Source organism: Paraburkholderia sp. SIMBA_054 (genome assembly GCF_046534875.1).
In the GTDB taxonomy this organism is placed as follows: Bacteria; Pseudomonadota; Gammaproteobacteria; order Burkholderiales; family Burkholderiaceae; genus Paraburkholderia; species Paraburkholderia hospita.
In genome coordinates this window covers 209,344-231,981 of record NZ_JAWRXV010000001.1, presented here as the reverse complement: position 1 = coordinate 231,981, position 22,638 = coordinate 209,344, and the positions used below count along the sequence as shown (strand labels likewise).

General features: G+C 60.0%; 29 protein-coding genes. 3 read left to right on the top strand and 26 right to left on the bottom strand.

The features are described from left to right. Nucleotides 1–93: 93 nt before the first annotated feature. From SB822_RS01360 to SB822_RS01260, 21 genes are all read right to left on the bottom strand, one after another. Nucleotides 94–660: a hypothetical protein gene (locus tag SB822_RS01360; RefSeq protein ID WP_410853821.1), complete on the bottom strand. Its 567-nt coding sequence runs from the start codon at nt 658–660 to the stop codon at nt 94–96. 205 nt (nt 661–865) lie between these two features. Beyond that, nucleotides 866–1,549 carry a hypothetical protein gene (locus SB822_RS01355; RefSeq protein WP_410853820.1) on the bottom strand — a complete coding sequence of 228 codons (684 nt, stop codon included), beginning with the start codon at nt 1,547–1,549 and terminating at the stop codon, nt 866–868. Between the two features lie 225 nt (nt 1,550–1,774). Next, on the bottom strand, nt 1,775–2,083 hold the full coding sequence (locus SB822_RS01350) for a hypothetical protein (protein WP_410853819.1): 309 nt from the start codon (nt 2,081–2,083) through the stop codon (nt 1,775–1,777). Beyond that, on the bottom strand, nt 2,080–2,574 hold the full coding sequence (locus SB822_RS01345) for a hypothetical protein (protein WP_410853818.1): 495 nt from the start codon (nt 2,572–2,574) through the stop codon (nt 2,080–2,082). Before SB822_RS01345 ends, SB822_RS01350 begins: the two co-directional genes overlap by 4 nt. A gap of 198 nt (nt 2,575–2,772) precedes the next feature. Further along, the gene (locus SB822_RS01340) at nt 2,773–2,982 is read right to left on the bottom strand and encodes a hypothetical protein (RefSeq protein ID WP_410853817.1); all 210 of its coding nucleotides are present in this window, start codon (nt 2,980–2,982) and stop codon (nt 2,773–2,775) included. Between the two features lie 13 nt (nt 2,983–2,995). Further along, nucleotides 2,996–3,298, bottom strand: a complete 303-nt coding sequence (locus SB822_RS01335) for a hypothetical protein (RefSeq protein ID WP_410853816.1) — start codon at nt 3,296–3,298, stop codon at nt 2,996–2,998. A 202-nt stretch (nt 3,299–3,500) separates the two neighbouring features. Further along, nucleotides 3,501–3,917: a hypothetical protein gene (locus SB822_RS01330; RefSeq protein WP_410853815.1), complete on the bottom strand. Its 417-nt coding sequence runs from the start codon at nt 3,915–3,917 to the stop codon at nt 3,501–3,503. Nucleotides 3,918–4,327: 410 nt separating this feature from the next. Further along, nucleotides 4,328–4,870, bottom strand: coding sequence for a hypothetical protein (locus SB822_RS01325; protein ID WP_410853814.1), 543 nt, complete (start codon nt 4,868–4,870; stop codon nt 4,328–4,330). Nucleotides 4,871–5,117: 247 nt separating this feature from the next. Further along, entirely contained in the window at nt 5,118–5,486 is a 369-nt protein-coding gene (locus SB822_RS01320; RefSeq protein ID WP_410853813.1) for a hypothetical protein, read from the bottom strand. 174 nt (nt 5,487–5,660) lie between these two features. Beyond that, nucleotides 5,661–6,098: a hypothetical protein gene (locus tag SB822_RS01315; RefSeq protein WP_410853812.1), complete on the bottom strand. Its 438-nt coding sequence runs from the start codon at nt 6,096–6,098 to the stop codon at nt 5,661–5,663. A gap of 267 nt (nt 6,099–6,365) precedes the next feature. Then, on the bottom strand, nt 6,366–6,890 hold the full coding sequence (locus SB822_RS01310; protein WP_410853811.1) for a hypothetical protein: 525 nt from the start codon (nt 6,888–6,890) through the stop codon (nt 6,366–6,368). A gap of 162 nt (nt 6,891–7,052) precedes the next feature. Beyond that, nucleotides 7,053–8,069 (bottom strand): hypothetical protein, encoded by a 1,017-nt coding sequence (locus tag SB822_RS01305; protein ID WP_410853810.1) that lies wholly within the window; start codon nt 8,067–8,069, stop codon nt 7,053–7,055. A gap of 340 nt (nt 8,070–8,409) precedes the next feature. After that, nucleotides 8,410–10,701 (bottom strand): LPD1 domain-containing protein, encoded by a 2,292-nt coding sequence (locus SB822_RS01300; protein WP_410853809.1) that lies wholly within the window; start codon nt 10,699–10,701, stop codon nt 8,410–8,412. Between the two features lie 182 nt (nt 10,702–10,883). Beyond that, on the bottom strand, nt 10,884–11,177 hold the full coding sequence (locus SB822_RS01295) for a hypothetical protein (RefSeq protein ID WP_410853808.1): 294 nt from the start codon (nt 11,175–11,177) through the stop codon (nt 10,884–10,886). A gap of 396 nt (nt 11,178–11,573) precedes the next feature. Beyond that, nucleotides 11,574–12,176: a hypothetical protein gene (locus SB822_RS01290; RefSeq protein ID WP_410853807.1), complete on the bottom strand. Its 603-nt coding sequence runs from the start codon at nt 12,174–12,176 to the stop codon at nt 11,574–11,576. A 248-nt stretch (nt 12,177–12,424) separates the two neighbouring features. Further along, entirely contained in the window at nt 12,425–12,694 is a 270-nt protein-coding gene (locus SB822_RS01285) for a hypothetical protein (RefSeq protein ID WP_410853806.1), read from the bottom strand. 85 nt (nt 12,695–12,779) lie between these two features. After that, nucleotides 12,780–13,052 carry a hypothetical protein gene (locus SB822_RS01280; RefSeq protein ID WP_410853805.1) on the bottom strand — a complete coding sequence of 91 codons (273 nt, stop codon included), beginning with the start codon at nt 13,050–13,052 and terminating at the stop codon, nt 12,780–12,782. A 318-nt stretch (nt 13,053–13,370) separates the two neighbouring features. Next, the gene (locus SB822_RS01275) at nt 13,371–14,300 is read right to left on the bottom strand and encodes a hypothetical protein (protein WP_410853804.1); all 930 of its coding nucleotides are present in this window, start codon (nt 14,298–14,300) and stop codon (nt 13,371–13,373) included. 250 nt (nt 14,301–14,550) lie between these two features. After that, nucleotides 14,551–14,988 (bottom strand): hypothetical protein, encoded by a 438-nt coding sequence (locus SB822_RS01270; RefSeq protein WP_410853803.1) that lies wholly within the window; start codon nt 14,986–14,988, stop codon nt 14,551–14,553. A gap of 176 nt (nt 14,989–15,164) precedes the next feature. Continuing rightward, nucleotides 15,165–15,479, bottom strand: coding sequence for a hypothetical protein (locus tag SB822_RS01265; RefSeq protein WP_410853802.1), 315 nt, complete (start codon nt 15,477–15,479; stop codon nt 15,165–15,167). A 187-nt stretch (nt 15,480–15,666) separates the two neighbouring features. After that, complete coding sequence (locus SB822_RS01260; protein ID WP_410853801.1) at nt 15,667–16,086, bottom strand: hypothetical protein; 420 nt, start codon at nt 16,084–16,086, stop codon at nt 15,667–15,669. Nucleotides 16,087–16,752: 666 nt separating this feature from the next. On the opposite strand from SB822_RS01260, the gene SB822_RS01255 reads away from it, so the two are divergent. The 3 genes from SB822_RS01255 to SB822_RS01245 all read left to right on the top strand — a co-directional run bounded on the left by SB822_RS01255 (nt 16,753) and on the right by SB822_RS01245 (nt 19,245). Beyond that, on the top strand, nt 16,753–17,196 hold the full coding sequence (locus SB822_RS01255; protein ID WP_410853800.1) for a hypothetical protein: 444 nt from the start codon (nt 16,753–16,755) through the stop codon (nt 17,194–17,196). Between the two features lie 1,205 nt (nt 17,197–18,401). Further along, a complete protein-coding gene (locus SB822_RS01250) occupies nt 18,402–18,734 on the top strand; it encodes a hypothetical protein (protein ID WP_410853799.1) in 333 nt (110 codons plus the stop codon). 193 nt (nt 18,735–18,927) lie between these two features. Then, entirely contained in the window at nt 18,928–19,245 is a 318-nt protein-coding gene (locus tag SB822_RS01245; RefSeq protein WP_410853798.1) for a hypothetical protein, read from the top strand. 62 nt (nt 19,246–19,307) lie between these two features. On the opposite strand, the gene SB822_RS01240 is transcribed toward SB822_RS01245, so the two are convergent. The 5 genes from SB822_RS01240 to SB822_RS01220 all read right to left on the bottom strand — a co-directional run bounded on the left by SB822_RS01240 (nt 19,308) and on the right by SB822_RS01220 (nt 22,594). After that, a complete protein-coding gene (locus SB822_RS01240) occupies nt 19,308–19,781 on the bottom strand; it encodes a hypothetical protein (RefSeq protein ID WP_410853797.1) in 474 nt (157 codons plus the stop codon). 87 nt (nt 19,782–19,868) lie between these two features. After that, nucleotides 19,869–20,468 (bottom strand): hypothetical protein, encoded by a 600-nt coding sequence (locus SB822_RS01235; protein ID WP_410853796.1) that lies wholly within the window; start codon nt 20,466–20,468, stop codon nt 19,869–19,871. Between the two features lie 123 nt (nt 20,469–20,591). Beyond that, nucleotides 20,592–21,086: a hypothetical protein gene (locus tag SB822_RS01230; protein WP_410853795.1), complete on the bottom strand. Its 495-nt coding sequence runs from the start codon at nt 21,084–21,086 to the stop codon at nt 20,592–20,594. Between the two features lie 65 nt (nt 21,087–21,151). Next, the gene (locus SB822_RS01225; protein ID WP_410853794.1) at nt 21,152–21,358 is read right to left on the bottom strand and encodes a hypothetical protein; all 207 of its coding nucleotides are present in this window, start codon (nt 21,356–21,358) and stop codon (nt 21,152–21,154) included. Nucleotides 21,359–21,655: 297 nt separating this feature from the next. Beyond that, nucleotides 21,656–22,594 carry a hypothetical protein gene (locus SB822_RS01220; protein WP_410853793.1) on the bottom strand — a complete coding sequence of 313 codons (939 nt, stop codon included), beginning with the start codon at nt 22,592–22,594 and terminating at the stop codon, nt 21,656–21,658. Nucleotides 22,595–22,638: the final 44 nt, after the last annotated feature.

Genomic DNA, 22,638 nt, shown 5'->3' with positions numbered 1-22,638 from the left:
CTTAGCGGAACGCGCGTTCATTTGCTGTCCAACAGAAGGACGTCACGCGCACCGGCCCCGATGGGGCGGCGCGCGTCATTTCGACCTGGAGTGTCAGTCTGACAGGCCGAGGGATTGCGCCGGCGAAACAACTTGCTGCTGGCGGTCCTCTATCGCTTTCGAGACCTCGAACAGATACATCGGGTCCTGCTCACAACGTCGGCGCAGGGAACCGTCGACGGTCAATGCAGCTTCGATCTCAGCGAAACTCATCGTTTCGAGCTTAAGGTTTTTCTCACGTGTGTACATCCAGGGCGCGTCGGTCGGCTCCAGATAGTAGCGATGTCCCCACTGATCCGGATCTTCCAATGCAACGATGCGGCGCGCCGCCCAGACGGCACCGTAGTCGTTCACCCAGTTCACCACGTCGCCGACCTTGTATTTCGGCTTGCCCATCTGTTCAAGCACAGAGACGTACTTCGATCCGTCCCATACTTCCATGTTTTCGAGGCGAACGTCGACGGTGCTACGTCCGGCTTCCCTCACTGCATCAGCCAGATCGGTCGCGCCGATCATGACCCACCCAAACGGGCCTTTACACCGATAGCTGATCAGGCCGGGTGCTGCAAGCGGCTTGCTCGTAGGGTCATAGGTAGACATATGTTTTTGCTGGGTTTTCATGGTTCGCTCCTGAATATGCCGAAGACTCGGCGTGTATAAAGGAACGAGCGCGTGACGCTCGGGGAAGCCACTCCTGATGGCTTTCCTGAGAGCACGGCAAGGCGGTTTCGACATCGCTGTGCGGTGGAATGAGCCGGCCACGGCAAGCCGGCCAGGTCTCGAGCCGCCGCCGTCTCAGGAAGAGAGCGGCGGCGTCATTGCAGGGTTAGCTTTCAGTTGCAGACTCGGACCATTTCGCGGCAAGCGCCGCATAGTGGTCCGGGTTGGCCGCAATGTGCTCGCGCAGGAAGCGCAGGCCGCGATCTTTCGCGTAGTCGGCGTACGACACGATGCAGTACGCGCCGCCCTCGGCCACGCGTACGATCTCGTAACCAACGCGGCTATCGACTCCAATTGCCGTGAACCGGCAAAACTCACCGGATTCACGACTGTCGTCGCCATATACGTGACCGAACGAGATCGGTCCGATATCGGCTTTCAACAGGAACCCGCGGATGTTTGCGTCGGGTCGAAAGACTGTCGATCGCGCGTATTCCAGGCACCGTAGCTCGTCAGCCGTTGCGACGCCCGCGGAGTCTCCCTTCGGAGCTGCTGCGCCCGTTTTGAGACCGACGGATGTCTTGCGGGTAATCCGGATTGTGCGCGGCGGCAGCCCCTCCAGCGGAACGGTCTCGGGTGAAGATTCGTCGGCGACGATAAAGTCGGCCCCGAGGCGAGACTCGATTTCTTCCAGCGAATCAGGAAAGAGCCTGTGATCAGCCAGACTGAAGCCGTAGGACAGGATCTCGGAGCCCTTGATGCCGCTCCCGAATGTGATCACCCATCCAAAAAAGGCGCCGGGAAGCTGACAGGCGGATACGTTGCGCGAGACAGCAACTGCTTCGTTCATATTTACTCTCCTAGTCGTAGTGCCTCGTAGCGAGGCGTTGGATAAAGGAGAGAGCGCAACGCTCGGGACAACGCTCAGAAAGCGTTCTCCCAAGCGAAGTGGCCTTGGGTTCAAAAAATGAAGGGTTGAGATCCGCCCTTCGGCCACGTCGCAAAGCGGCCGAAGGGGGTAATCGCGATTTCGTACACCGGCTTGATGCCGGTGTCCCGTCTTTAGCGATACGAGCTATGCCGCCGGCGCCTTTTCGATCACGCCGTTGTCGAGCCTGTCCTGAAGGACAGCCTCGGCAGGGCTGAGCCCGCGATCGTAGTACTGGCGATAGCTTTCCGCTTCCACTTCGGCGCCCACCTCACGCTCGATTGCCGCGCTCCAGTCTTCAAACGAAAGGACCTGCCTGATCTTCCGGTCGAGTGCGTGGAACTGCGAATCCTCGAAGCGCTGGAATCTGATGCCTTCTCCGGCATAGGTCGCGAATTCGCCCAGAACAATCACACGATCGACCGTCAATCCGGCGTGGCGCGCTTCTTCGATCATCTTCTTGTAGGTCGCCCGGTCGAGCGTGCCGTCGACAACGAACACCCGTGCCCCAGGCGGGCGTGAGAGCCGATGAGATACAGATAACCTGCGAGAGGCACCACGCCTTTCGGCGTATATCCCTGCGCAAGAACCTGTTGCTTCAGCTTCTCGCTCGGCACGTTGTTACCGTAGCCGAGTGCCTTCAAGGCGACCGCAGGCTCTTCGCGCGATCCGGATTCCGTGGCGGCGGTCGAAGCGTCCGAGGGGGACACTTCTTCCGGCAGTCGCGGAGTCACGATGCGGGCGTTATATAGTTGCGCGTACTCTTCTGCACGCGCCTGGCATGCTTCAGCCGTCCTGATGCCGCTGACTGATGAAGACACACGACCGCCGCGCATCAGCATGACAACGTAGGGCCCACAGATCGTGTTGACGGTACGGCCATGTCTGATGACGACTTCCTCGGTGCCAGCGTTTTCGGGCGACTGCAGTTGATGGTTTTCGTTCATGGGTACGCTCCTGGGTTTTGCCTTGGACAAGGCGGATAAGAAACCGGGGGCGTGAAGTATTCAGAGAAGCCGTGGGGCTTTCCTGAATACTCAAATATCCACTGGAGGGGCGCGCGGGCCTCCCCGACGGGTACGGCAGGCGCGGCGTGCCCCTGAGAGACACGCCGCGCCCTATGATGGCTTTTGCTATAGCGCCGCTTACCCGGCTCGACGAAGACGATCCGCCGTGCCGTAGAATCCGGCGGCTTCGATAGCTTCGATCGTCCCGTGTTTTTCGAGCAGCGCGCGGTCGGCATCCGTCGCCGGCCCCGTTGCTGGTTTCGACGTGTCGATCATCGTACGGTGCAACGTGCCGCCTTGTTGCGCGCGGTGGATGTCGTCCCACTCGTATCCGAAGATCGTGTTCATGATCTGCGGTTCCTTACGATTGCAGCGCGCTGCCGGCAGGCGTCGCCGCGCCAACGGCGGCGCGCAGCTTGCCCATGAACTCGCGGCCGCTGCTCGTCATCGTGTACAGATGGCTTTCGAGTGTCACAAGGCCGCGGGCAACGAGGGGCGCCATAAGCGACTCGAACTGCGACAGACTTGCTCCTTGCGCCTGAAGAGCCGCGAAAAGCGGGCCAGCCGGCGCTCCAAGTTCGCCCGCCTCGTCGATCGTTTCCAGGATCGCGAGTCCGATCCGTTGGGCTGCGACGATCTGGCTGCGTTGTGCTTGCTGGTTCATGATGAAGGTTCCCTAAAAAAATGCCGATACCTCGGCGTTTGTGAAGGGGCTAGCAGGCAACACTCTGGTCAACCAAGGGGGTTCACCAGAAAGTGCTTAAGCTTTTCGGAACGAGGGAAACGCGACGGATGCCCGTCGGGCAAGGTCCTTGTCGGATGACGTGGACCTTGCCCAGGCATTGGATCGTGGCGTACAGGCCGCGTCAGCAGCTCGAATGTCGAGCAGGAATCCAGCGCTCGACACTGCCTTTTCGCCCACACGGTTGCGGGCGCAACCCCGCCGCGCGGCGTTCAATGCTGTTCACGAGGTAGTTGATGCGTTTCATCGAGCCCGCGTCGCGGCCGAAGCGGGTGCGAGGCACACGTGCGATCTCTTTCCTCGACCAGCGCGCGAGCACGCGGACGTCGCCCTCCGCCAACTCGAGTGCCTCGAACGCATCGCAAGCGTCCCAGACATTGTCGAAGGAGGTCAGCCACGCCCAACGGGTTGCTAGGCGATAGCGTGCGTCTTTGAGGTTATAGAAAAGGAAAATACGCTCGTCACCGGCAAAGCCGCTGCGCAGCCTTTCGTTTTCCTCTAGCGACGTCTGTTGCTGCGGGGCGTGGTGTTGCAGCTTCATGTTTGATCTCTCCAGTTTTGCCTTGATGGAAGGCGCATATAAGGAGATGAGGCGCGACACTCGGGGAAGCCTGGCGCTTTCCTGAGGGTGCGGAACATGAGCTATTGACAGTGGATTTGAATGCCGATCGAAACGGCTGAACGAATTATACCGTTGCTGCTGGCGCTTTGGCACCCCGGTATGGCGAAAGGGTGGCCAGGCACTTGATGTGCACGCGGCGAGACCAGCCCATCATTGATGGGCTGGTTCGCTGCGGTTGAGAGTTCAGACGTTCGCGACCGCACGAGGCGTAGTGCACTGTCCGTGAGCGGGCACGTCGAGCGCCGAGTTGACGATGTCGCGGTTTGGCTTCACGGTCAAGCCCATCCAGTCACGGCCGGTAGTTTTGCGACTTCACCTTCGGCCATGAACTACTCCATTTCCAGTTGCGAGCGTTTTGCACCCGTCGGCCCCGCCTGAACATGTCCGCCGAGTCCGCTTATCGCGAGGATCGTAGGTTCGGTCAGATCGCCCCGTGAGTCGAGATCCGCGACAGCGTTCGCGAAATGCTCGTCCGGAATAGCAGCAACCTTCCGGAGCAGGGCTAAAAAATCATCCCTCGGCAACACCTCGTCGTTCGCACGACTCACTGCGGTCATGACCAGTAGTCTTGCCTCGAGGACGTTGGCGTCTTCCAGTTCGACGCCGACGGTACCACGCTCGGCCAGGCGCGCCTGCTCGGTCCGTGCCGAATCCCCGGTGTAGCGCTGTGCATCCTGCCGCCGCGAAGTCCAGCTCGACAGACCCCAGTAGTAGTCGCCACCGATCTGTTCACCCATGTCGGTGCCTGGGACAGCCGCGGCGTACGGAATGTGATGCTTGAGTACGAACGGCCTGCGCAAATCAAACTGCGATTGAGCGCCCGGCTTCACGATGCGGACAGCTTCGACCGTTACATAGTTTGCGTTTTTCATGATTCGCTTCCTTGTGCCAGTAAATGGCTGTTTGAAAGCGCAGAGCGGTGCAACACTCGGGGAAGCCAGCAGATGGCTTTCCGGAGGGGCGCAGAGGAGGGCGCTCGGCAGGAGCCGCGGGCGCGGGGACGTAAGGTGCTGATGCCAGTGTGTGGCCAATGGGATTTTAGTGGTCTTCTGCCAATACCAGCAAGGGGCGGGCGCGCCGGGCGCATAAAGCGCCCGGGCTGTCGTGTGCTGGGAAGGGTTAAATCCCCGATGGGTGCGCTTCCAGAGCCTTGCGAAGAGAACCCAGAAGAATCTTGCCGTGTGCTGCATTCCCGTCGCCGACCGCGAACGCAGGGTTGATGCGATCGCGCCAGTCCAACGCCGCCCGAGCCGCCCGGGCCACGGTGCCTTCAGCCTTGGCCGCATTCAGCGACTTCCTGAGTGCTTCCATGAGCTGCGCGCCGTGTGCGGCCATTCCATCGCCAAGCGCGAACGCGGGATTGATGGCTTCCGACCATACAAGAAATGCCGCCGCGTGCTCTGCGATTTCCCGGCTGCCTGATGCACAACCGGTAGCTATCGCCTTATCGTTTCGGTGAGTGGTAGATGACGCTGCGTTTCCATTCATGAAGTCCTCCTGATGCCGGTTATCGGCGCTAGAAAGAGGAAAGCGATAGCTCGGCAAAGCCGCGCGGAGAGAACGAAGTCAAACCACGGAGGCTTTGCGGAACTCTCAGCCCTAAAAAAGAGAGGGGGGCCCAACGTCCGAAGACGTGGGCCCTACTTGCAGGGATACGGAGTCTTACATTGCCGACCGCGAAACCGCCGCTTCCTGCTCGGGCGCCGGGGTGCTTTCCATTCCCGCGAACGTACGCAGCGATGACGTGTTCACGCGCTCGCAGAGATCGTCGATGCCATCGCTGTCCATCGAGATATCCTCATTGCCATTGGTTGCGAGATCGTGAATCTCGTCGGACTGGTTGACCGGGTCACCCATGCCAGCCGATTGATAGAAGCGCAGTGCTGCGAGGATTGTGTTCCGGTCCTGTGACGACCCAATCAACAGAACAGGTTCCGAATCGTTGTCCGCTGCAACGTCAAGACAACCGGCGTCGACCGTGATCGTTCCGCTGAACAACTGCGGGAAACGTTCGGCGACCTGGGCGCGGGTCACAACCTGCAGTCGTTGATCTCGCTGGACGTATGCACCGGCATCATCCGAGCGATCGAAGGCTGCCACAAGATGTCCGCCTGCGTTCAGTGCGTAATGCCCGAAGTTGGGATTGCAGCTGAACACAAGCGTGCCGCGCGCTGACGCCTTCGATTGATTGCTTTTCATGGGTTTGCTCCTTGAATGCCGTATCAACGGCTGTTTGAAAGGAGCGAGCGGTGCAACGCTCGGGTAAGTCGCGGGAGCTTACCGAAGAATGCGCCATTTTCTGTATTGGACGGCGCTCTCCTGGTGGGAGGGCGCCGTCACACAGACTCTGATCGATTAACGTTGACGCTACATCAAGCGTGCTTTCAAGAGACGCTCACGCGGGTCTTCGTCGGTACCGGGAACGTGCACCGACTCGCCGCGTGCAATGGCATCCGAGACGGTCGATTCATAGGCTGCAATGAGCAGGTTCGGCGGGGTCACGAGCATCGTGTTGAGCACCAGGTGCTTCGCACCAATTTCACTGCCGGATAGAACAATCACGTCGCCGGCGAAGTCCGAGTTTGCGAGCCGCGCCTTGAACCGCACCAGCAGGTCCGCGCCATTTCCGGGTGAGCGACGTTCGTACTCAGCCTCAAGCAGCTTCATCTGATGCGATGACGTTTCGATATCTTCGCCCATCGCCTTGCCAACGACGAAAATTCCGTCGGCATTGCGATGGATATCGATCACGATCGAGCAGGCGCAGAAGTCCTCGAACGAAAGCTGCCAGATCGGAGTGAATGGGTGCGGCGGCGCAATGGGGAGAGCGGGCATACCAAATCCATTCACCCGACGCGAGGCTTGCGAAGTCATACCGAGATTGCTATTCATTAGACGCTCCTTTGTGTTGCCGAACAGTCGGCGGTTTTAAAAAGGAGGCATGAGTCCATGCTCGGGTAAGCACGATGCTGCTGACCGGAGAAAGGGCTGAGCGTTTGATACGGGAGGCGCGCCCCGCCTCCGAAGAGGTGGGGCTGACTCAATACAGATTTTTTAATGGCCGAGCAAGCGCTCGATATCGTGAGCGAAGTCACCGCTCCTGGCCGTTTCCGCTTCAGCAGCGTGGGCCGCGGTGGTGTACGCCGAGATTCCGACGACCGCCGGTCCAAGTTTGTCGTTCATCCATTCGATCGCTTCCGAAAGACCCAAGATATGGTCCGTCGGGTCGTCGACTGTTATCAACGCAACGATCTGCTTCAACGGACGGCCAGCAGTAACGGCGATCGCCACCGGATCTCCTTCCGGACTGTCGGCAGCCGCAGCCGGCGCCGCCTCGGTTTTGGCATGGGCGGGCGATGGAAAGAGGCCGACCGGGTTTCCCCATTTCTGGCCCTTGCGGTCCAGCGCATAGGCGTCGACGACCGTCCCATCCGCATTGAAGCGCACCGTCAGTTGCAGCTGGGCCGACGGCGAACGGTCATTGTCTTCAGCGATGAAGACGGCTCGTGACCATTCTTCATACGCGGGACCACTGGTCTCCCATCCGTTCGCGGTTTCTACCTCCCCGCCGAAATCGAACGCCAGGTAGACCTCTTCGGCGATCTGGCGGCGCGTTGCTTCGATGCCCGATTGTGTCTTGTCGACATCCGGATCGCGCTTCAGACTTTCACGCAAGAGCGCTGCAAGCGGGCCGCCGAACATGTCCATCCAGTCCGAGGGCGACGTTGAGGACATCAGTTTTTCCGTCAGAAGGCGAGCCGCCACACCGCGCGACATACCGAAACACTCTCCGAGCATTTCCTGCGTCGAGTAAGCCGACCCGTTCTCGGCGCTGTTGATGATGTCCTTCAACGCGGAAGCGAGAATCCGCTCATCCGAACCGGATGCGCCCTGATGAGCCGGGTTGTCCACGTCGTGACGCGCGATCCTGTCGAGAACCGAAGCACCCCACAGACGCTCGAGTTGCCCGACGGTGGCCGATTTCCCGATTGCGAGCGCGATGCTAAACGCGACTGCGAGCCGTTGTGCATCAGTCGTCTGCTCGGTGTTGCTGATTGCATTGCTGTTCATGTCCACTCCTTGGTCATGCCCACGAAAGGGCGTTGAGAAAAAGGAGGTGCGAGCTACACTCGGGCAAGGAAACAGGGTTCTGTTTCTTGCCGGAAAGTAGGGGGTGCTGGACAACGATGGAAGTGCGAGAACTCTCCCAACGCTAGTTTGCGAATCCGTAGTGGAGATTCATTGGCGTCCCTATCGCGAAGAAACGATGTGACGTGTGCGGGTGTTTGATTGCCGATCGAACGGCGGTGTCCGGATTCTACCGATGCTGCAGCAACCGGGCAAGGCATCGTTCGGCTGCGGGTGCGCAAAAAAACCCGCACTCTCGAAAGAGTGCGGGCAGTCGACTACATCAATCGGCCAAGGCGTGGCGGATCGCACCCGCGAGACGAGCGAACGCAGCGTTGATCCGCTGTCGTTCGTCACCTTCCGGATATGGTTTCCACTGAATACCAAGCAACGCGTCGACATAGTGCTCATTTGACGCAAAAACGCTTAAGTAATCATTCCTTCGACCGAGGCCAGACAGGCGATCCTCGATCCAGCTCTGGAACGCACGCGCAGCCATTTCATACGTCGCACGGTAGTACACCTTTCCACCCTGATCGAGCTTGTGAGCCTCAAGAGCGAACGACGACATGGTCGGACCACTGCGCACCTCAATCTCGCCGCCCCCAGCATTGCCGCCGTAGTACGCGATGGCGATGCCGCGCCAGGTCTCGTGGTTGCGCTTTGACCGTCCCGTGAGCTTTTCCCCTGCGTTGGGTCCAAGCTTCGCGTCGACCGCCTGAACAGCAGCATGCACGTTTCCAGCAGCCTTGATCAAAGCGCCGATACCTCTTTCCGTGTGCTCGTTGATGTTCAGACCAGCGCGCCGGAAGTCCTCCGCCGAGTAATGCAGCGTTTCGGACAACTGGTGCGGCCCGTCGAGCATTGCGTTGCGCAAAGCCACGATCGCGTCGCGCATCTCCCCCTGTGGAAGCAGCGAAGGATTCGCGCTGACGAAGTCAGCTACGCCGGCTGGCTGGCCCGTGAGGACTTCAGCAATCAGATTGTCGAAGGCGTGAAACCACTCATGCCCCAACGATCCGCCGCCTTTCATCTTCGTGATGTTGATCACACGGTGCACCGTCTCATAGTGCGCTGCCGCTGCACCGCTCTTCCAGCCCTTCGCGCCTTGGCCGCGCGCACCAAATGCGAGTGCGAGCCTGCCCTGAAACGAGATCTGCTGATCAGCAATGCCGAGAAGGTCCGCCAGATCGGCAAAAGAGGCACCCGATTGCTCAGTGTGAAACTGCGCACTTGCGATGTCGCGCAGCACCCAGTTACCAGACTGCAGATCGCGAAGGTTAAACATGGTCTTCAGTTCTGCCGTTGACTGGGGCGCCACTGCTCGACCACCTTCGCGCTCGTATGTCTCGGCTACACGGATCTGAAAGCGCGCGGCCTCGGAGGTCACGCGTGGTGCGCGCATGACTTCTTTCCCCAACCACGACCAGTCCGCGATCTTCCCCGTTTTCGCGGCCGTCACGTGCTTTGCAAACGCATCAGAACCCTTGTGCTTGCGGTACTGAAGAACGTTCACGAAGCGTTCGCCCATCAGTGCCCACGCGCGGCAAAGGGGATTGCCGAGGATGTTGCGTTGCCTGGCAGCCTGCCGCATGTCGTACGCCTTGTCGTGCAAAGACGTCCGCTCCTTACGGATGGCAGCCTTGCGCGGCGTGGCCTGCGCGACGGCGCGGCTCCATTCCTCGTTAAGCCCAGAATGGATCGCGTTTGCTTCCGCGAGTTTCTGGCTCAACTCAGGCTTGGTTGCCCAGCCTCTGCGATCGCGTTTCTTGATTTCCCAGTCTACCGAATCGACGTCGGATTTTGCGTGCGTGACCTTGTCGTAGGCCGCGCTCGTCGAGGCCTCAAGGGCGCGATACTCTTTGAGCAATACGTCGTCGCGCTCACTGATCGCCTTGAACTCACGGGTTTCTTCGGGCAGATACACTGCACCATCGAACTCTTCCTGCAGTCCGTTGAGCACCGTGAGAATTTCTGCAGGCGTCTTGCATGCCTCCAGCCGGTCACGCAAGGTCTGCAGGCCCGTCGCATAGTCCTTGCGCGCGGCCGGGCTATCTACTGCCGGCTCCTGGCCGATGGCCGCATAGATCCGGTCGATGAGAAAGCCTGCGCCAGATTGCATGCCACCTTCACGCAAGGCCGCCCAATCCACTTCCCCGAACAGGTTCGACTTCGTTATTAGATTTCTTGCTTCACGGGGATTTTTTTCCAGGTCACCCCAGTCGATCGAGGTAGTGAACACCCGTGAGCCGTCTTTTTTGGCGCGCAGAATCACCATGGAGGCGGCTGCCTCCTTGCGACTTCCTTCAATAAATCCGGTATCACGAAACCGATACACCGCACTGCGCGGGTCGTTGACGTCCTGCGTATCAACAACCGAAGCAACCGGTGTGGGGGCGTCCTTTGCGCGTTCCACGACGGGGCGTGGCTGTTGCTCTACTGTGCGCACCGTGACCACCGCCGACGTCGAGGCGCGGGGCAATGAATCAAAACGGCACGCTGTCTTTTCGTCGAAATCAAACAGCGGAAGCGTGAACTGCTCAGGTGCCTTGCTGCTGAGTTTTCCGTGGTTCATGGGGATCTCCTTGTTGCCCGATTGGGGCGTTTTCAAAGAGGTCAACCCGGATGGGTTTGGCTAAACGACGGCTTAGCCAAACACACGCGATACCTGTTCATCCCTCGACGGCTTACCGCGAGGTGATAGCGAGCCGCCGCCCCGGGTGGAGCGGCGGCCGTCGATTTCGAAGAGATGGCGGTTTATGCAGCCCCGTTCGCGAGGCGCTCCATCACTGCGTCGGTGTCGAGCTCGTAGTTCTGGGCTAGACGTTCGACGCCAACCGGGCCGAGCACGCGCAACGCGGTGTCCAGCGCCTGGTCATATGCGTCAGTGATGCCTTCGTTGTAGAGCGCCTGCCAGATGCCGCCTTGCTTGTCCGCGCGCAGCAGGACGCCCACGAGTTCGGCGAGGGCAGACTCTGCTTGTGAAGGCGAGGTGCCGTCCGTCGACGGTGATTGCTCGACATGGGCTTCCGTGGCGTTATTGCTGTTCATGAATTTCTCCTTTGTGCGCGAGATGCGCGTGTTGAAAAGGAGAGAGCGTGCAACGCTCAGGGAAACCGTGTGGGCTTTCCTGAAGGAGGCGCGAAAAAACTTCCGCCGGCGTCCATCAGAGATGGACACGCGGCGGAGGGTTACGATTTGAGAAGGCCAGCGGTGACTACTCGACCGGGTGCGCTTTCTGACGTTCGACGCTTTTCGGCCCCTGATAACGCTCTCTGGCGGTCCCGTTGCACGATCCGCACGGCGGGCTGCCGCAATGATCGTAATGCCCGGATCCCGCACACGCTGTGCATGACCGCAGCTTCCAGCCATACACCCATCTCCAGAAATACGCTGTCCGGATAGCTTTACGCTCCCGATAACTCTCTGCGCCTGGTCTGGTGCGGCTCATTGCGTGAAACCCAACGGCTCATCACCGATCACACCCGCGTTCTCTGCGTTGCGCTCGGCCAGATAGCGAGTGGCGATATCGAAAAGCGCCTGCTCGTCGGAGCCTCGCGCCCGGCAAGCGCCCTTGACCTCATCGGCCAGCGAAAAGGTCGGATTTGCGTCGATCCGCTCGAACAGACCGGCCGCGACATAGCGTAACTGGACGTCCGGAATTTCCCGGAACCACTCGGGCATTCGGGCGTGAGCTTCAGCCGCAAGCTCAAACTCCGCGCGAGCTGCCGCATTGCGTGTCTTGAAAGTGTGATCGCCCGGCTCGCCGAGATCGCCGCGGCGCGGGTCGCAGACGATTCGCCACTTTTTGTCGCGGTAGTTGTTGCTCACGCACCCGATAGAGCCTGCCGGATAGCGCACGTTGTGGACGTACCAGCCGCCGTGACGCCATGGCGAAAAGGACGGTTGCCAGTCCTGCGGTGCGGCGTGGCTCGACAGTACGGGGGTTTGCTGATTCATAACTCCTCCAATGAGTAATGCCGCGAGAACGGCGATTAAAAAGCCATGGAGGGCGCTGCTTTGCTCAGTCCGCGCGTGCGTGTTCAGCAAAGGAGGCTTGGAGATGGAGATTGATATTGCGAGTGGGGACTTTGGCTGGAGTGCGCGTGCGCCGAACCAGTCTCGAAGACTTATTCCGTGATGATGTCACCTCTCTAGACGACATCTGGCAGCGACATGCAATGAATTCAAGATGCCGATCTAACGGCAGTCATTATTCTAAGCCCGGCGGAATAAAGCGATCAAGTCCGGAAGTGCATCTCAGGGGAAGCCCCCGGCCGCGAGTGCCGGGGGAGTTGTTACACCAGGCGCGCGACCAGGAGCAAAACAAAACCCAGTGCGCACAGGAGATAGCGGCGTTTGACGACTCCTGAAACGAAAAACACGCCACCGACGGCGAAGCTACCCAGACTGACTATGGTCGACATGCGATCCCCCCACATTAGGTACGGCGCTATGGCCGGAAAGTTACCTTGCAACGTGGTGATGGCTAACGCGCCTGTATAAGCCCGCGTGCTTCCCGGAGACGCCTTGCGCCGCAAAGCGGCGATAATCATCGCGCTGGCCATCGCGGCTGCCTACCGACGGGCACCACATGAGCTGCGCGCCGGTCTTCCTGTCTGCAGAGTCGCGCAACGCATCAGCGGCGCGTTTTCAGATTTCCGCCGGGACGACTTCGTACAGCGCCGTCACTCCAGGGAGCCCTTGCCCAACATTCAGACGCCGCACGAGCGTCGAGCCGGGCCTTCGTGCGCGCTGCGACACGAGACGATGAAAAGCACTCCCGGTCTTTCTGCGCATGCCGTAGGTGAGCGATGCCCACTGGGTGGCGAGCATCGGATCGAGTCCGCACAGTTCGGCAAGTGGGCCCGTGTGATACCGGGTTTGTGCTTCTAACCGTGCGAGCACGTCAGTAGCAATGGACATCGAGGTAGTGGTCGTGGGGCGATGATAAGCAGGCACGTGGCCTCCGTGAAAATATGTGGTTCAGGAATGCCACTCGCCAAAATTCGCGAGGTGGCTACACATATAAGCGGCAGGCACCCAAAACCGCAGCGTTTTCCTCGACTGTTACAAAAAAGAGTCGTTTCTGATTGAAACAGCCACGGGACACAGACGAGCTGGTCTCTGGCCGCACCGGAAAAATAAAAAGCCCGCACGGCCTGGGAAGGCGGTGCGGGCTGGGTTGCTACAGAAGTGACACGCATGCGCAGCTTGCGTGTCTTCCTCGTTATACCCGAGGGCTTATGCAGCCTTGCGAGCAACGCGGTAAGCGGGCGGACAGTTGGAGCCTTGCGAGCACTCCGTGACCCGGAATACGTCCAGCCTGTTCACGAACTCCCGTTTGACTTCCGGCGTAGCCTGCGCACTCAGGGCCGTCGGTCCCGTGTAGCCCAGGTCACGTGCAATGGCGAAGCCACCGCATACGGCCGCGGTGAGCGCATGAAGCCGCTTGTCGTGGCTGAACAGTTCCTCGTCGTACGCGTTGTACACGAACCCGTCGTCGAACTGGATCTGAAGAAACGGCAGCGCTTCCTCATGCCAGAGGGTCACACGCGGATCGATTCCGGCAACCTTGATAGTCACCATCTGGCCAGAAAGTTCAATCTCGCGGGCGTTGGACGCGTGGTTCGACAGGTTCGATTGAAACTCGACCTTGATACCGCGCAGGTTGTTCATGGCCTCGGAGACCTTCTCCTCCCAGAACTTGAACGGTTTTTTCGCCGCCTCGGCATAGACCTTTGCTGCACCGAGAAGCGCGGGTTCCAGATAGATCACCGGAAAGTCTTCCAGGCTGCAGCACGCATCGTCGAGCAGGTGACGGTCGATCTCATGTCCGGCGAACCACGGAGCAACACCGTCGATCGTCGTATACGAGCAGTCGGATTGCGCGTCGTATCGCACCATCCGTACCTCCGGAAAGAGCGACTTCACGTGTAGATACGCTTCGACCACGGCAGCATTGGGCATGCTGGTTCCAACCAGGTCGCCAGTCATCGGATCGCGACCGCTCGCCAGGCGCTGCTCACGCTGGAAAGCCCGCGCTGCGGCTTCATCGTCGAATTCATGGCTGGCACCATTTTCCTCGAGACATATCCACGGCTTCTTGAATGCCGCAACGTTGACGACTGCGAAATCGCCCCTCACACCAGTCAAGTCCGCTTTTTGATTCATGTTTGCGCTCCGTGTTATTGCCGAGTCATCGGCGTTGAACAAGCTATGGGCGTGAAAGTGCGCTCAGGTCAGGCGCGCGGCCTGAGCAAAGCGAACTAGGGGTGCAAGGGGAGAGGCAGATCTGTGTCATCGCGAGCGCGAAAAACACAGATCTCGTTTGCAGTAGGCTGGATGGCGGCGAGAGGCGACGGATCGACACCCGGGAAGGAGCGACCGTCAGTGACAACGGTCGCGGCCTTCGCAGTGCATCTCAGCCGAAATACCAGACATTACTTTGATGCAGCCCTTCCTTGATGAGCAGCGCGCGAATCGAAGGCTCGAGTTCGACGATGCGCAGCGTATGCGAAATGCTGTTGAGCAGCTGGACGATGGCAAGGCCACAGACCGAGTACGCTTCGATTTCGGCGATCTCAGGATGGAGCTTGGCCCAGACCTTCATGTCGATCGCTTCCCGCACTCGCACGCCGGCGTACTCTTCGTCCCAGAAGCCGTCGATCCATTCCTCGGCGCGTGCCACGGTGTCGAGGACCTGGATGTTGTCGTTGTCGTCGTTGACAACGTAGAACACGCCTTCGGCTTCCATGCGGATCACCAGCCCCCGATAGTACTTTTCCTGGCCGGGCCTGGTAGGATCGAGATTCTCCGGATTGTCCGGAAACTCCTGCTCCTCGTTGGTTTCAGCGTTCATTTGAATCCTCCGTCAGATGCCCAAGGGATGGGCGTTACAAGGGAGGGAAAACCAACAGACGACGCTCGGATGAATCTTGATGTGATTCATCGGAGTATCCCTGTAGTGGCGCGCCTGCCTTGCACGGGCACGGGGCAGCGCGTGGGGGATGGTTCCCCCACGACCGCCGCATGCTGCTAATGCGTGGCAGGTGCACCGAACCGCACGAAATCGGGTTCGCCGCCAAGTCGCGAAATGACCGCATTCGCATCGACACCATTGCTCTTCGCGAGACCGCGGAATTCTTCGAGTTGCGCCTTGCAGTGCGCGATGTTCTCGATGCGGTCACGCACTTCGAGCGCGAGGATGTAACCATTTCCCCGTGCGCGCTGAACGCCATCGAGCGCGCGTTCATGATCACGCAGCTTGTGCACGAAGATGGCGACGTGTTGCTCGACAGCTGGCGGCGCGGTCGTCTTCAGTTGCAATTGCGTGTTGGTTTGCTGTGTCATAAGAGCCTCCAGTTTTTTGCCGCAGAAGGGCAGTGTGAAAGAGGCCGAACCACTTGGATGAGCGAGATGCTGATCCAAAGAGTCCTGAATGTGCGCGAGCGCCGCATTGTTGATCGACAAAGGCCAGGCGCCCGCCACTCTCACAGAGTGCGGGCGCGATCGTTGGCCGCGAAATGACTGCGGGCGACTACTGCTTATCTTCCGGGATGCAGAGGAGTTCACCAAGCACGCTACTCCATCGGCGGTGTTCGCCGCGCGCCGTATTGCAGTTCACACAGACACGCCAGTGGAGTGGGTGCTGTCGATAGAAGGTCAGCCCCGGATATCCCGGCGCCGCCTGCATGCACGCCGCCTCGATCTCGGCTTCGCTCAACGTCGCAGCTTCCTTATCGGCGATGAGCACAACCGCTTCACGCAGCGACTTGATTTCGGCCGGAAACCCGTACGTCGGTTTCGCTGCGCCACCAAATTCTTTCACAGCGATAGCGATCGAGGCCACGATGTCTTCACGGATAGTTGATACGGAAGACCGCCCGGTGGTCGCAAGTACCGTGGTGCTGGTGGCGATCACAGGCGAAGGGGTGAGCACATTCTCATTCAGGTTCATAGATCCTCCAGATGCTTGCCGGGACTCGGCGTTAGAAAAGGAGGCGGGGCGAACCACTCCGTTAAGCGGTGGACACGCTTAACGCAGGAGCTGTACACGGGAAATGTCACGCGCCTGAACCCGAAAAGCAAGAAAGGGCGGGTTGGCCGAGCTATGCCAGCAAGGGCCGTCGATCAACGTCGTGGCGGATGAATAGAGGATTGCCGTTTGAGCGGCGCAGACGCAGTTTAGCGGCATTTCCACGGGTCCTGCAAGCAGTAGCGACAAGCAACCCTGCTCAACGGTCGAGGGTGTCCGACTACAATACGGGTCAATAAATCACGGTCACGCTCGCCATGGTCTCTGAAGATTCATCTTTCCCGGCCGCACCCTTTTCGCCGGCGGTTGGCGTCCTCTGTCTCGGGACTGAAAGTGGATTGATCGCCGATAGACTGATCCAGCATGCTGAGGCTGGGGCCATCGTAAAAATCCCCCACCCAAGACGCTGTCGTCCCGAAGAGTGCACTAGCCACAATAGCCGGTCTGAATTTCGTACTGGTCGACCCGGCGGCTCAGATCACGGAAGCAGTTGAAGCGACCCTGAAGTTCTTGCGAGATGCTCACACCTTGACAATAGCGCTGGTCGCGGTTGGCTCTGATTCACAATCCGATCGCGTCCGCTCGAGAGTGGGCATCGACGGCCACGTTGATGCCGTGCTCAAGGTGAATCTGGATGCATTTTCCAGTGTAGCGTCGTACGTCATAGATGGCATGGCAAGGATGCTCGGTCCGTGCGGGATGATGGGCGTTGATCTCGAAGATATGCGGACCGCCATCACGGGAGGAAAGCGCCTCCTGGTCGGTCTGGGAGACGGCTCGGGCGAACGCGGTGCCGCAGAGGCGGCGCAGCGGGCTCTCAAGAGTCTGGCCGCGCCTCAGGCTTCGCTGACGTATGCAACGGGCATGTTTGTGATCATGGGCGGCGAAGCGCTCAAGCTTTCTGAGACGCGATCAATTCTCGACATTATCCGCACACAGGCAGGGGCCGCGACACACGTCTATGCGGGCGCTTACCGCGATAGCCGACTCGATAACAGCACCCGCGTCGCCCTCTTGTGCACTTTTCAGTGAGAGACACCTCTCTTGACTGGCGCTGCCGGGATGGGGGGCAGCCATGGATCGCCGTCCGGGCCGCGGTGGCCGTCGCGCCGCGGTCTTTGGTGCGTGGCGGTGGCGCCTGGCTATCGCGTCGGACGCCGGCCGCCGTGGCGCGTTGCCGCAAACGATTAGCGGCCTGCAGCCCATGTGCATTCCGCCGGGCTGGCAACCCGAATCGGGTCACAATTCTTCTTGCCATGTCGCCGCTGGTGACCTCCCCGGGAATCGATCGGCGTCACGGCACCTCGTAAAGGGATAGCACCTCCCCGGGTGCAAATCCGTTCGCTTTTTTTGACCGCTGGTACGCGCCAGCGGTCTTTTTTTTGCCCGCCCGGGCAGCGAAATTGGCCAGCGCAGCGAGGCCTCGCTGTTTGCTTCCCGTCCCACAGTGGGACAGCCGGCTGGCATATTCTTCAATGAAATCAAAGACCGTGTTGCGTGCAGTGCACACCAAATCGGCATTTCGTGGCGTGAACTCCTCGCAACACCGGAGTTGGAGCGATGAAGGTGCGCCCCGAATGTGGCGAGTGAACATGCGCCTTTTGAAGTGAGCCTGAGGTATTGGTGATTCAAAATCCGCGGTACGGTGGCGCTTCGGTCGAGCACGACATAGGCCCGGAACTTCCTTGGAAGTCATCAGGGCGCCCAGCCCAAATCACGCCCAGGCAAAAGGGACCGCATGTGGATGTTAGGCGCAGGAAACTGTTGATGAGAGTAGCAGCGATGGCCACCAGCGATGGCGACACGATCACTGTCACCACCGACAAACATCGGCTCGGCGAAGGAGGTCCTCACAGCTTTTTCCGGGCTCGCTCTGCGGCCCGTTCTAGGGACGGCATGGTTGCGCGGCTCCGGATCGCACACCACAGCGCACTGCAATAACGCCAATGAACAATGACAGTCAAACACGCCAGAGGCGCGCGGCGGCACGGCAGCCTGAGAGCTCTGCAGCCGTCGACGTCTGTGGTGGCGCGCGGATGACGCTATCCGAGCACCCCGTGCTCGCCCGCATGCGGTCAATTTCTTGTCGGAACACATCAAGGCGCGTGATTCATGCAGCTGGCGTTTGCGCGCTGATTGCAATGGCCATTTTTCTGTTTGTTTTCACTGCGGCTCTTCGTGCGTAGTGCGGCGCGAACAGAATGGCTACGTCACCCTGGAGAAATGAGCAAGACATCATGAAGAATAGCGCCCAAAGCAGCGTCGCACCCCGAACCGTCATCGCTGGCATCAGCATCGCGCTGGGTGTTGCCCTCGCGCCTTGCGGCGACGCAGTTGCCCAGACTCTTGGCGCAGCTTGTAGCCCCGTGGGTGCAACGTACAACTATGAGGTCAACGGCGTCATGGTCTGCGGCCCCAAGGGAACCTGGCGATCGCTGATGAAGCCGGTGCCCGCGAGTTCGTTCGGCGAGAACGCCGGCATCGTCTCCACAGTCGGCGACCGATTCGCCGGCGCCATCAAGACGATCATCGACGCCGTGCAGGCGGAGATCCAGGAACTATTCAACTGAGGTCACGGACCTCAGTCAGCACATTTTTGACACATCAGGAGAACATGAGATGAAAGTAACACCAACTGCGAATAGCGTCGGTATGCGGCGTGGCGGGAGGCGCCAAGCAGGTCAAACCCGGTTGGCGCTAAGGTGGTATTTTCGGGACCGTGGCCGGGCGGGTCGCATTGCGACGTTCGTCTGCCATACCGTCATGCTGGCCGCGCTCATTGTGATTGCAGCCACATTGGCGGCGTTGGGAGCAGCGTTCCTCGTGACGATCATCCAGGTCAATTTCGAGGCAGCCGAAGTGCGAAACCTCGCGTTGCATACGCTCACACAGACGTCGGCGCTGCAATACGTTGGCAGCATTGAGGCATTGCTGACAGCGAAGTTCTCGGGGATTCTCGCGGTTTCAATCGTCTGTGCCATCGCATATGAACTGGCGTGGACGGTCCGTCGCGCACGTCGCCTGATGCCGCCAGTCGAGTTCATCTCTGCGCAACTGCGAGACGGCGTGCGCGCGGCCTGAGCGCAATAGGGGGCGCGACTGGTAGTCCGCCCCCGTCCCGTAATCAAACCGGGATCAGGACATCATGCTGCGCGCGGCAGGCGTTCGTCAGCCGCCGCGCGCGCCGAACCTCGTCCTGCTACAAACTCACGCGCCGCCTGAAATTGAGCGCGCGTCGCCTGGTCGAGCTGGCGGTCGAACACTTCAAGGGCCTTCACGAGCATCGGCACGATATCCAGATCGATCGCCCAGATGCTGTGCGCCACCGCATGGCGAAAGGCTGCGGCGATCGCCGCGCTTCCAGTGATGACCGCTTCCTTCTCTTCTGCTTCGAGCCCGAGGCTATACAGCGCACCTGATAGCGCAATCGCGTTGGCGAGGGGGTAGAAGGTTTGCCTTGTGCCGTGCCTACCCGCGAGCGCGTCCAGGGCGCACCAGGGTTTGAGGATCTGTTCGAGGCGCTCAGTGTCGGCAAGCGGCAACGACAGCGTCAGGGCAACGATCTTTGATGAAGGCTTGGCAGGCCGCGCACGGCTCGCCCCGGGACGTCGATTCATGAAGGGGGATGGGTAGTGTGGTGTTGAAGGGGACCGGCCAGGGCGCCGGTCGCCGAACGAAATCCGGCGGGTGGCGCGCCGGCGTCCTCAGCCCGCGTTGCTGTTCGAGATGTGCGAATGCTTTTTCAGCCGCTTTTGCGCCTGCGCTGTTGGTACGTTTCCAGCATCTGCCGACTGCGAGTCGCTTCGGGTGACCGTCTGGGCTGCGGCAGGCGCGCCTTGCGCGAAGGCTTCTCCGAAATGCCATGCGGTGCCGCCGATACCCACCACAAGGACCACTGCAGACGTCACGACCCACGGTTCCATCCACAGGCCTCGGGCTGGCTGTGCGGGCGGCGTGGCAAACTTCTGGGGCGCGTTGCGCTGCCAGAAGCGGCGGCGCGTGACGGGCTCCGACGGTTCGCTGGCACCGTCGGCCGATTGCTGTTTGACCCATTTGGTCAACGCCGCAATTCCCGTTGCCCACTGGTCCAGCTCGATGTCGTCTGGCGAGATGGATTCGTGGACGACGCGATTGCGCACGCTGTTGGCTGACAGCGCTCGCCGGCCGACACCTTTGGGCATGACGCCCCGATCCATCAGGTCGCGCACCATCTCGCCAAAACCCCGACCATGCGCACCGTACTGACGTAGCAGCGCCTCCGCTTGCGCGGTACCCGTAATCACCTTGTCACGTGTGCTTTCCATGGCATTTTCAGAAAAAGTCCTTCTGCGCTGATTGTGCAGGCGAGAAGGACCGATGCAAGTCAACCTTCTTCACCGGACGCCGATTGTATACCTGCTGATAGCAGCAACGGCCGTCCGAACGCCTCAGACAAGAGAAAGCCAAAAGATCCGGCGCGCGCCAGGAAGGCGGCTGTACCGTTTCATCTCGGTCATGAGCCATTCGGCGTCCATAGCGGTGACCGTGAAAGAGCGCTCCGCGTCCGCACAATACTCAAGCAGTTCCCAGAACTGCCCATCAGGCAAATCCTTCGGGCCATCGATCGTGAAGTGCCCCTTTTCCGGGACAATTTCGAACAGGCGAGCGTGCGGCTGCTCGTTGAGTTCCGGGCCGCCGAACACGTTCCCCGGAAGCAGACTCGTCAGCATTCCGTGCCCGGTTGCCTCAGCCCCGGTAATGACCACAATGCGCCCTTCACGTAGGGCTATTCGCGCGATCAGCGACCAGAACATAAGACTGACCAGTGCGAAAGGCATAAAGCGGCCCGGCCTTTTGCCCCAGCCATGCCGGTGAACTTCATACGGTCGCCGGCTGTTGCGTGCAGCTGTTTTGATGAGTTTCTGTCCGAAAACGGGGCGCATGCATTAGCTCTCAAGGGTAGGCGGGTCAGGGAGCGGTCTCCGACGAGCGCCGCTCGTCGACCGCGTTAGTGCATAAAGTGCTGCAGTGAATGGAAGCCGACATAGAGCGCGAACGCCGAAATTGCGATTCGCAACAGCCAGCGGAGAAACATGAACTTCCCGACGAAGTTGCTTCTGCGGCCGCCGTAGTAGTAATGGTGGTGGTGGTGCTGGGGCCCCGAGTGGTCGCGCGAAGGCTGGTTGTTCTGAAAGCGGTTGCGATGTCGGGCCATGAGTGCGAGGTCCTGATCGGAGGGGCTGGAAGGAAATTGGATAGCTGCCGGAGTTGCTGGCGGTTAGCGCGAGCTGCGCAAAACACGTAGATTGTCGCGGGCAACAGGCGCGCAGGAGCGAAGAAAACCGAAAGAAAGTCGCGCGCTTTTGTTGCTGGCACTGAGAAGCGCCTGCGTGAACGACGCACAATCTGAACTGATAAGCGGAGAGGCAAGGGGGAAAGCAGCCCGCCACGATGGCGGCGGGTCAGGTAAAACGGTGGAGCAGGGCGCAGAATATGCGCCCTGCTTTCATGCTTAGATATTTGCTTTGACGGCGACTGCGTCGTCATGCGGTCGTAGAGGGAAAATCTCGACGGAGTGATCGCCGTCGCCCATTGCATCGGTCGTGAGCATCACTCGCAATTCACCAGACTCGCTCAAGCCGACCAGCACGTCCGCAACACAATCTTCGCCCTTGTGCACCGACATTCGCGCTTCGTCGTAAAGACCGACGTCGCCGGTGAAACTCGCTTCCAGCCGGTACTCGCGAACCATCGAATGCGCGTGCTTGAGCACCATCGGGCCGAATTGCAGCGTTTCGTAGTCGAAAAGGGGACTTTCCTGGCCGATCCCTTTTCCAAACGCGACACCCGTTGAATCAACGACAACGAGGCCTTCTACGTCCGCTGCGCGAACGGCCACCCAGTCTCCTGTGGCAATTCCGGGGTAGACGCTTCGCGCGTGTCGTATCGACTTGAATGCCTCGTGACCCGACAGATCCATCGGTCGCACGGCAGGCGTCGGCATGAACACGATATCGGTCGGCGCCCAGTCTGGCATCGAGACCGTGACTTCAAGGCCGTGCTCCTCAGGATCGGCCGCGACGTCGTTCGCATTGAACAAGGAGTCGGCGAGGTCAACCAGTTCGTCCCATTTGAGGGAGCGCCAGGTGTGCCCGGTCCGTGCCTGTGCCGCGATGAGCTTCTCGTCGCGCACGTCGACGAGCACACGGCACTCGGTTTCCGTGTTTCCCTCGAACAGATGCGCCCACGTACCGTCGAATAGACGTGGCGCTGCCGACTTTTCGTCATTGCGTAGCTTGTCGATCAGCCCGTCGATCAGACCGAGGGCTTCGGTCGTCCCGGCGTTCACCGGCAGGCTTTTGCGGATACCCGCGAGCGATTCGATCGTCCCCTGGACGAGCGAAAGCAGAACCAGTTCACGCATACGATCTGCTGCAGTTGCGATTTTCATAACAGACTCCTGTATTTGCCACGATGGGCGGTTGACAAGAGGTC

Bases quoted from the DNA above. Each gene is read 5' to 3' on its own strand.
- SB822_RS01280 (WP_410853805.1), bottom strand. From the start codon at position 13,052: ATGTCCATTGCTACTGACGTGCTCGCACGGTTAGAAGCACAAACCCGG.
- SB822_RS01350 (WP_410853819.1), bottom strand. From the start codon at position 2,083: ATGATCGAAGAAGCGCGCCACGCCGGATTGACGGTCGATCGTGTGATT.
- SB822_RS01340 (WP_410853817.1), bottom strand. From the start codon at position 2,982: ATGAACACGATCTTCGGATACGAGTGGGACGACATCCACCGCGCGCAA.
- SB822_RS01320 (WP_410853813.1), bottom strand. From the start codon at position 5,486: ATGAATGGAAACGCAGCGTCATCTACCACTCACCGAAACGATAAGGCG.
- SB822_RS01275 (WP_410853804.1), bottom strand. From the start codon at position 14,300: ATGAATCAAAAAGCGGACTTGACTGGTGTGAGGGGCGATTTCGCAGTC.
- SB822_RS01325 (WP_410853814.1), bottom strand. From the start codon at position 4,870: ATGAAAAACGCAAACTATGTAACGGTCGAAGCTGTCCGCATCGTGAAG.
- SB822_RS01300 (WP_410853809.1), bottom strand. From the start codon at position 10,701: ATGAACCACGGAAAACTCAGCAGCAAGGCACCTGAGCAGTTCACGCTT.
- SB822_RS01335 (WP_410853816.1), bottom strand. From the start codon at position 3,298: ATGAACCAGCAAGCACAACGCAGCCAGATCGTCGCAGCCCAACGGATC.
- SB822_RS01330 (WP_410853815.1), bottom strand. From the start codon at position 3,917: ATGAAGCTGCAACACCACGCCCCGCAGCAACAGACGTCGCTAGAGGAA.
- SB822_RS01305 (WP_410853810.1), bottom strand. From the start codon at position 8,069: ATGAACAGCAATGCAATCAGCAACACCGAGCAGACGACTGATGCACAA.
- SB822_RS01360 (WP_410853821.1), bottom strand. From the start codon at position 660: ATGAAAACCCAGCAAAAACATATGTCTACCTATGACCCTACGAGCAAG.
- SB822_RS01270 (WP_410853803.1), bottom strand. From the start codon at position 14,988: ATGAACGCTGAAACCAACGAGGAGCAGGAGTTTCCGGACAATCCGGAG.
- SB822_RS01240 (WP_410853797.1), bottom strand. From the start codon at position 19,781: ATGAATCGACGTCCCGGGGCGAGCCGTGCGCGGCCTGCCAAGCCTTCA.
- SB822_RS01355 (WP_410853820.1), bottom strand. From the start codon at position 1,549: ATGAACGAAGCAGTTGCTGTCTCGCGCAACGTATCCGCCTGTCAGCTT.
- SB822_RS01265 (WP_410853802.1), bottom strand. From the start codon at position 15,479: ATGACACAGCAAACCAACACGCAATTGCAACTGAAGACGACCGCGCCG.
- SB822_RS01285 (WP_410853806.1), bottom strand. From the start codon at position 12,694: ATGGCCAGCGCGATGATTATCGCCGCTTTGCGGCGCAAGGCGTCTCCG.
- SB822_RS01225 (WP_410853794.1), bottom strand. From the start codon at position 21,358: ATGGCCCGACATCGCAACCGCTTTCAGAACAACCAGCCTTCGCGCGAC.
- SB822_RS01250 (WP_410853799.1), top strand. From the start codon at position 18,402: ATGAAGAATAGCGCCCAAAGCAGCGTCGCACCCCGAACCGTCATCGCT.
- SB822_RS01245 (WP_410853798.1), top strand. From the start codon at position 18,928: ATGCTGGCCGCGCTCATTGTGATTGCAGCCACATTGGCGGCGTTGGGA.
- SB822_RS01310 (WP_410853811.1), bottom strand. From the start codon at position 6,890: ATGAATAGCAATCTCGGTATGACTTCGCAAGCCTCGCGTCGGGTGAAT.
- SB822_RS01220 (WP_410853793.1), bottom strand. From the start codon at position 22,594: ATGAAAATCGCAACTGCAGCAGATCGTATGCGTGAACTGGTTCTGCTT.
- SB822_RS01230 (WP_410853795.1), bottom strand. From the start codon at position 21,086: ATGCGCCCCGTTTTCGGACAGAAACTCATCAAAACAGCTGCACGCAAC.
- SB822_RS01345 (WP_410853818.1), bottom strand. From the start codon at position 2,574: ATGAACGAAAACCATCAACTGCAGTCGCCCGAAAACGCTGGCACCGAG.
- SB822_RS01260 (WP_410853801.1), bottom strand. From the start codon at position 16,086: ATGAACCTGAATGAGAATGTGCTCACCCCTTCGCCTGTGATCGCCACC.
- SB822_RS01295 (WP_410853808.1), bottom strand. From the start codon at position 11,177: ATGAACAGCAATAACGCCACGGAAGCCCATGTCGAGCAATCACCGTCG.
- SB822_RS01235 (WP_410853796.1), bottom strand. From the start codon at position 20,468: ATGGAAAGCACACGTGACAAGGTGATTACGGGTACCGCGCAAGCGGAG.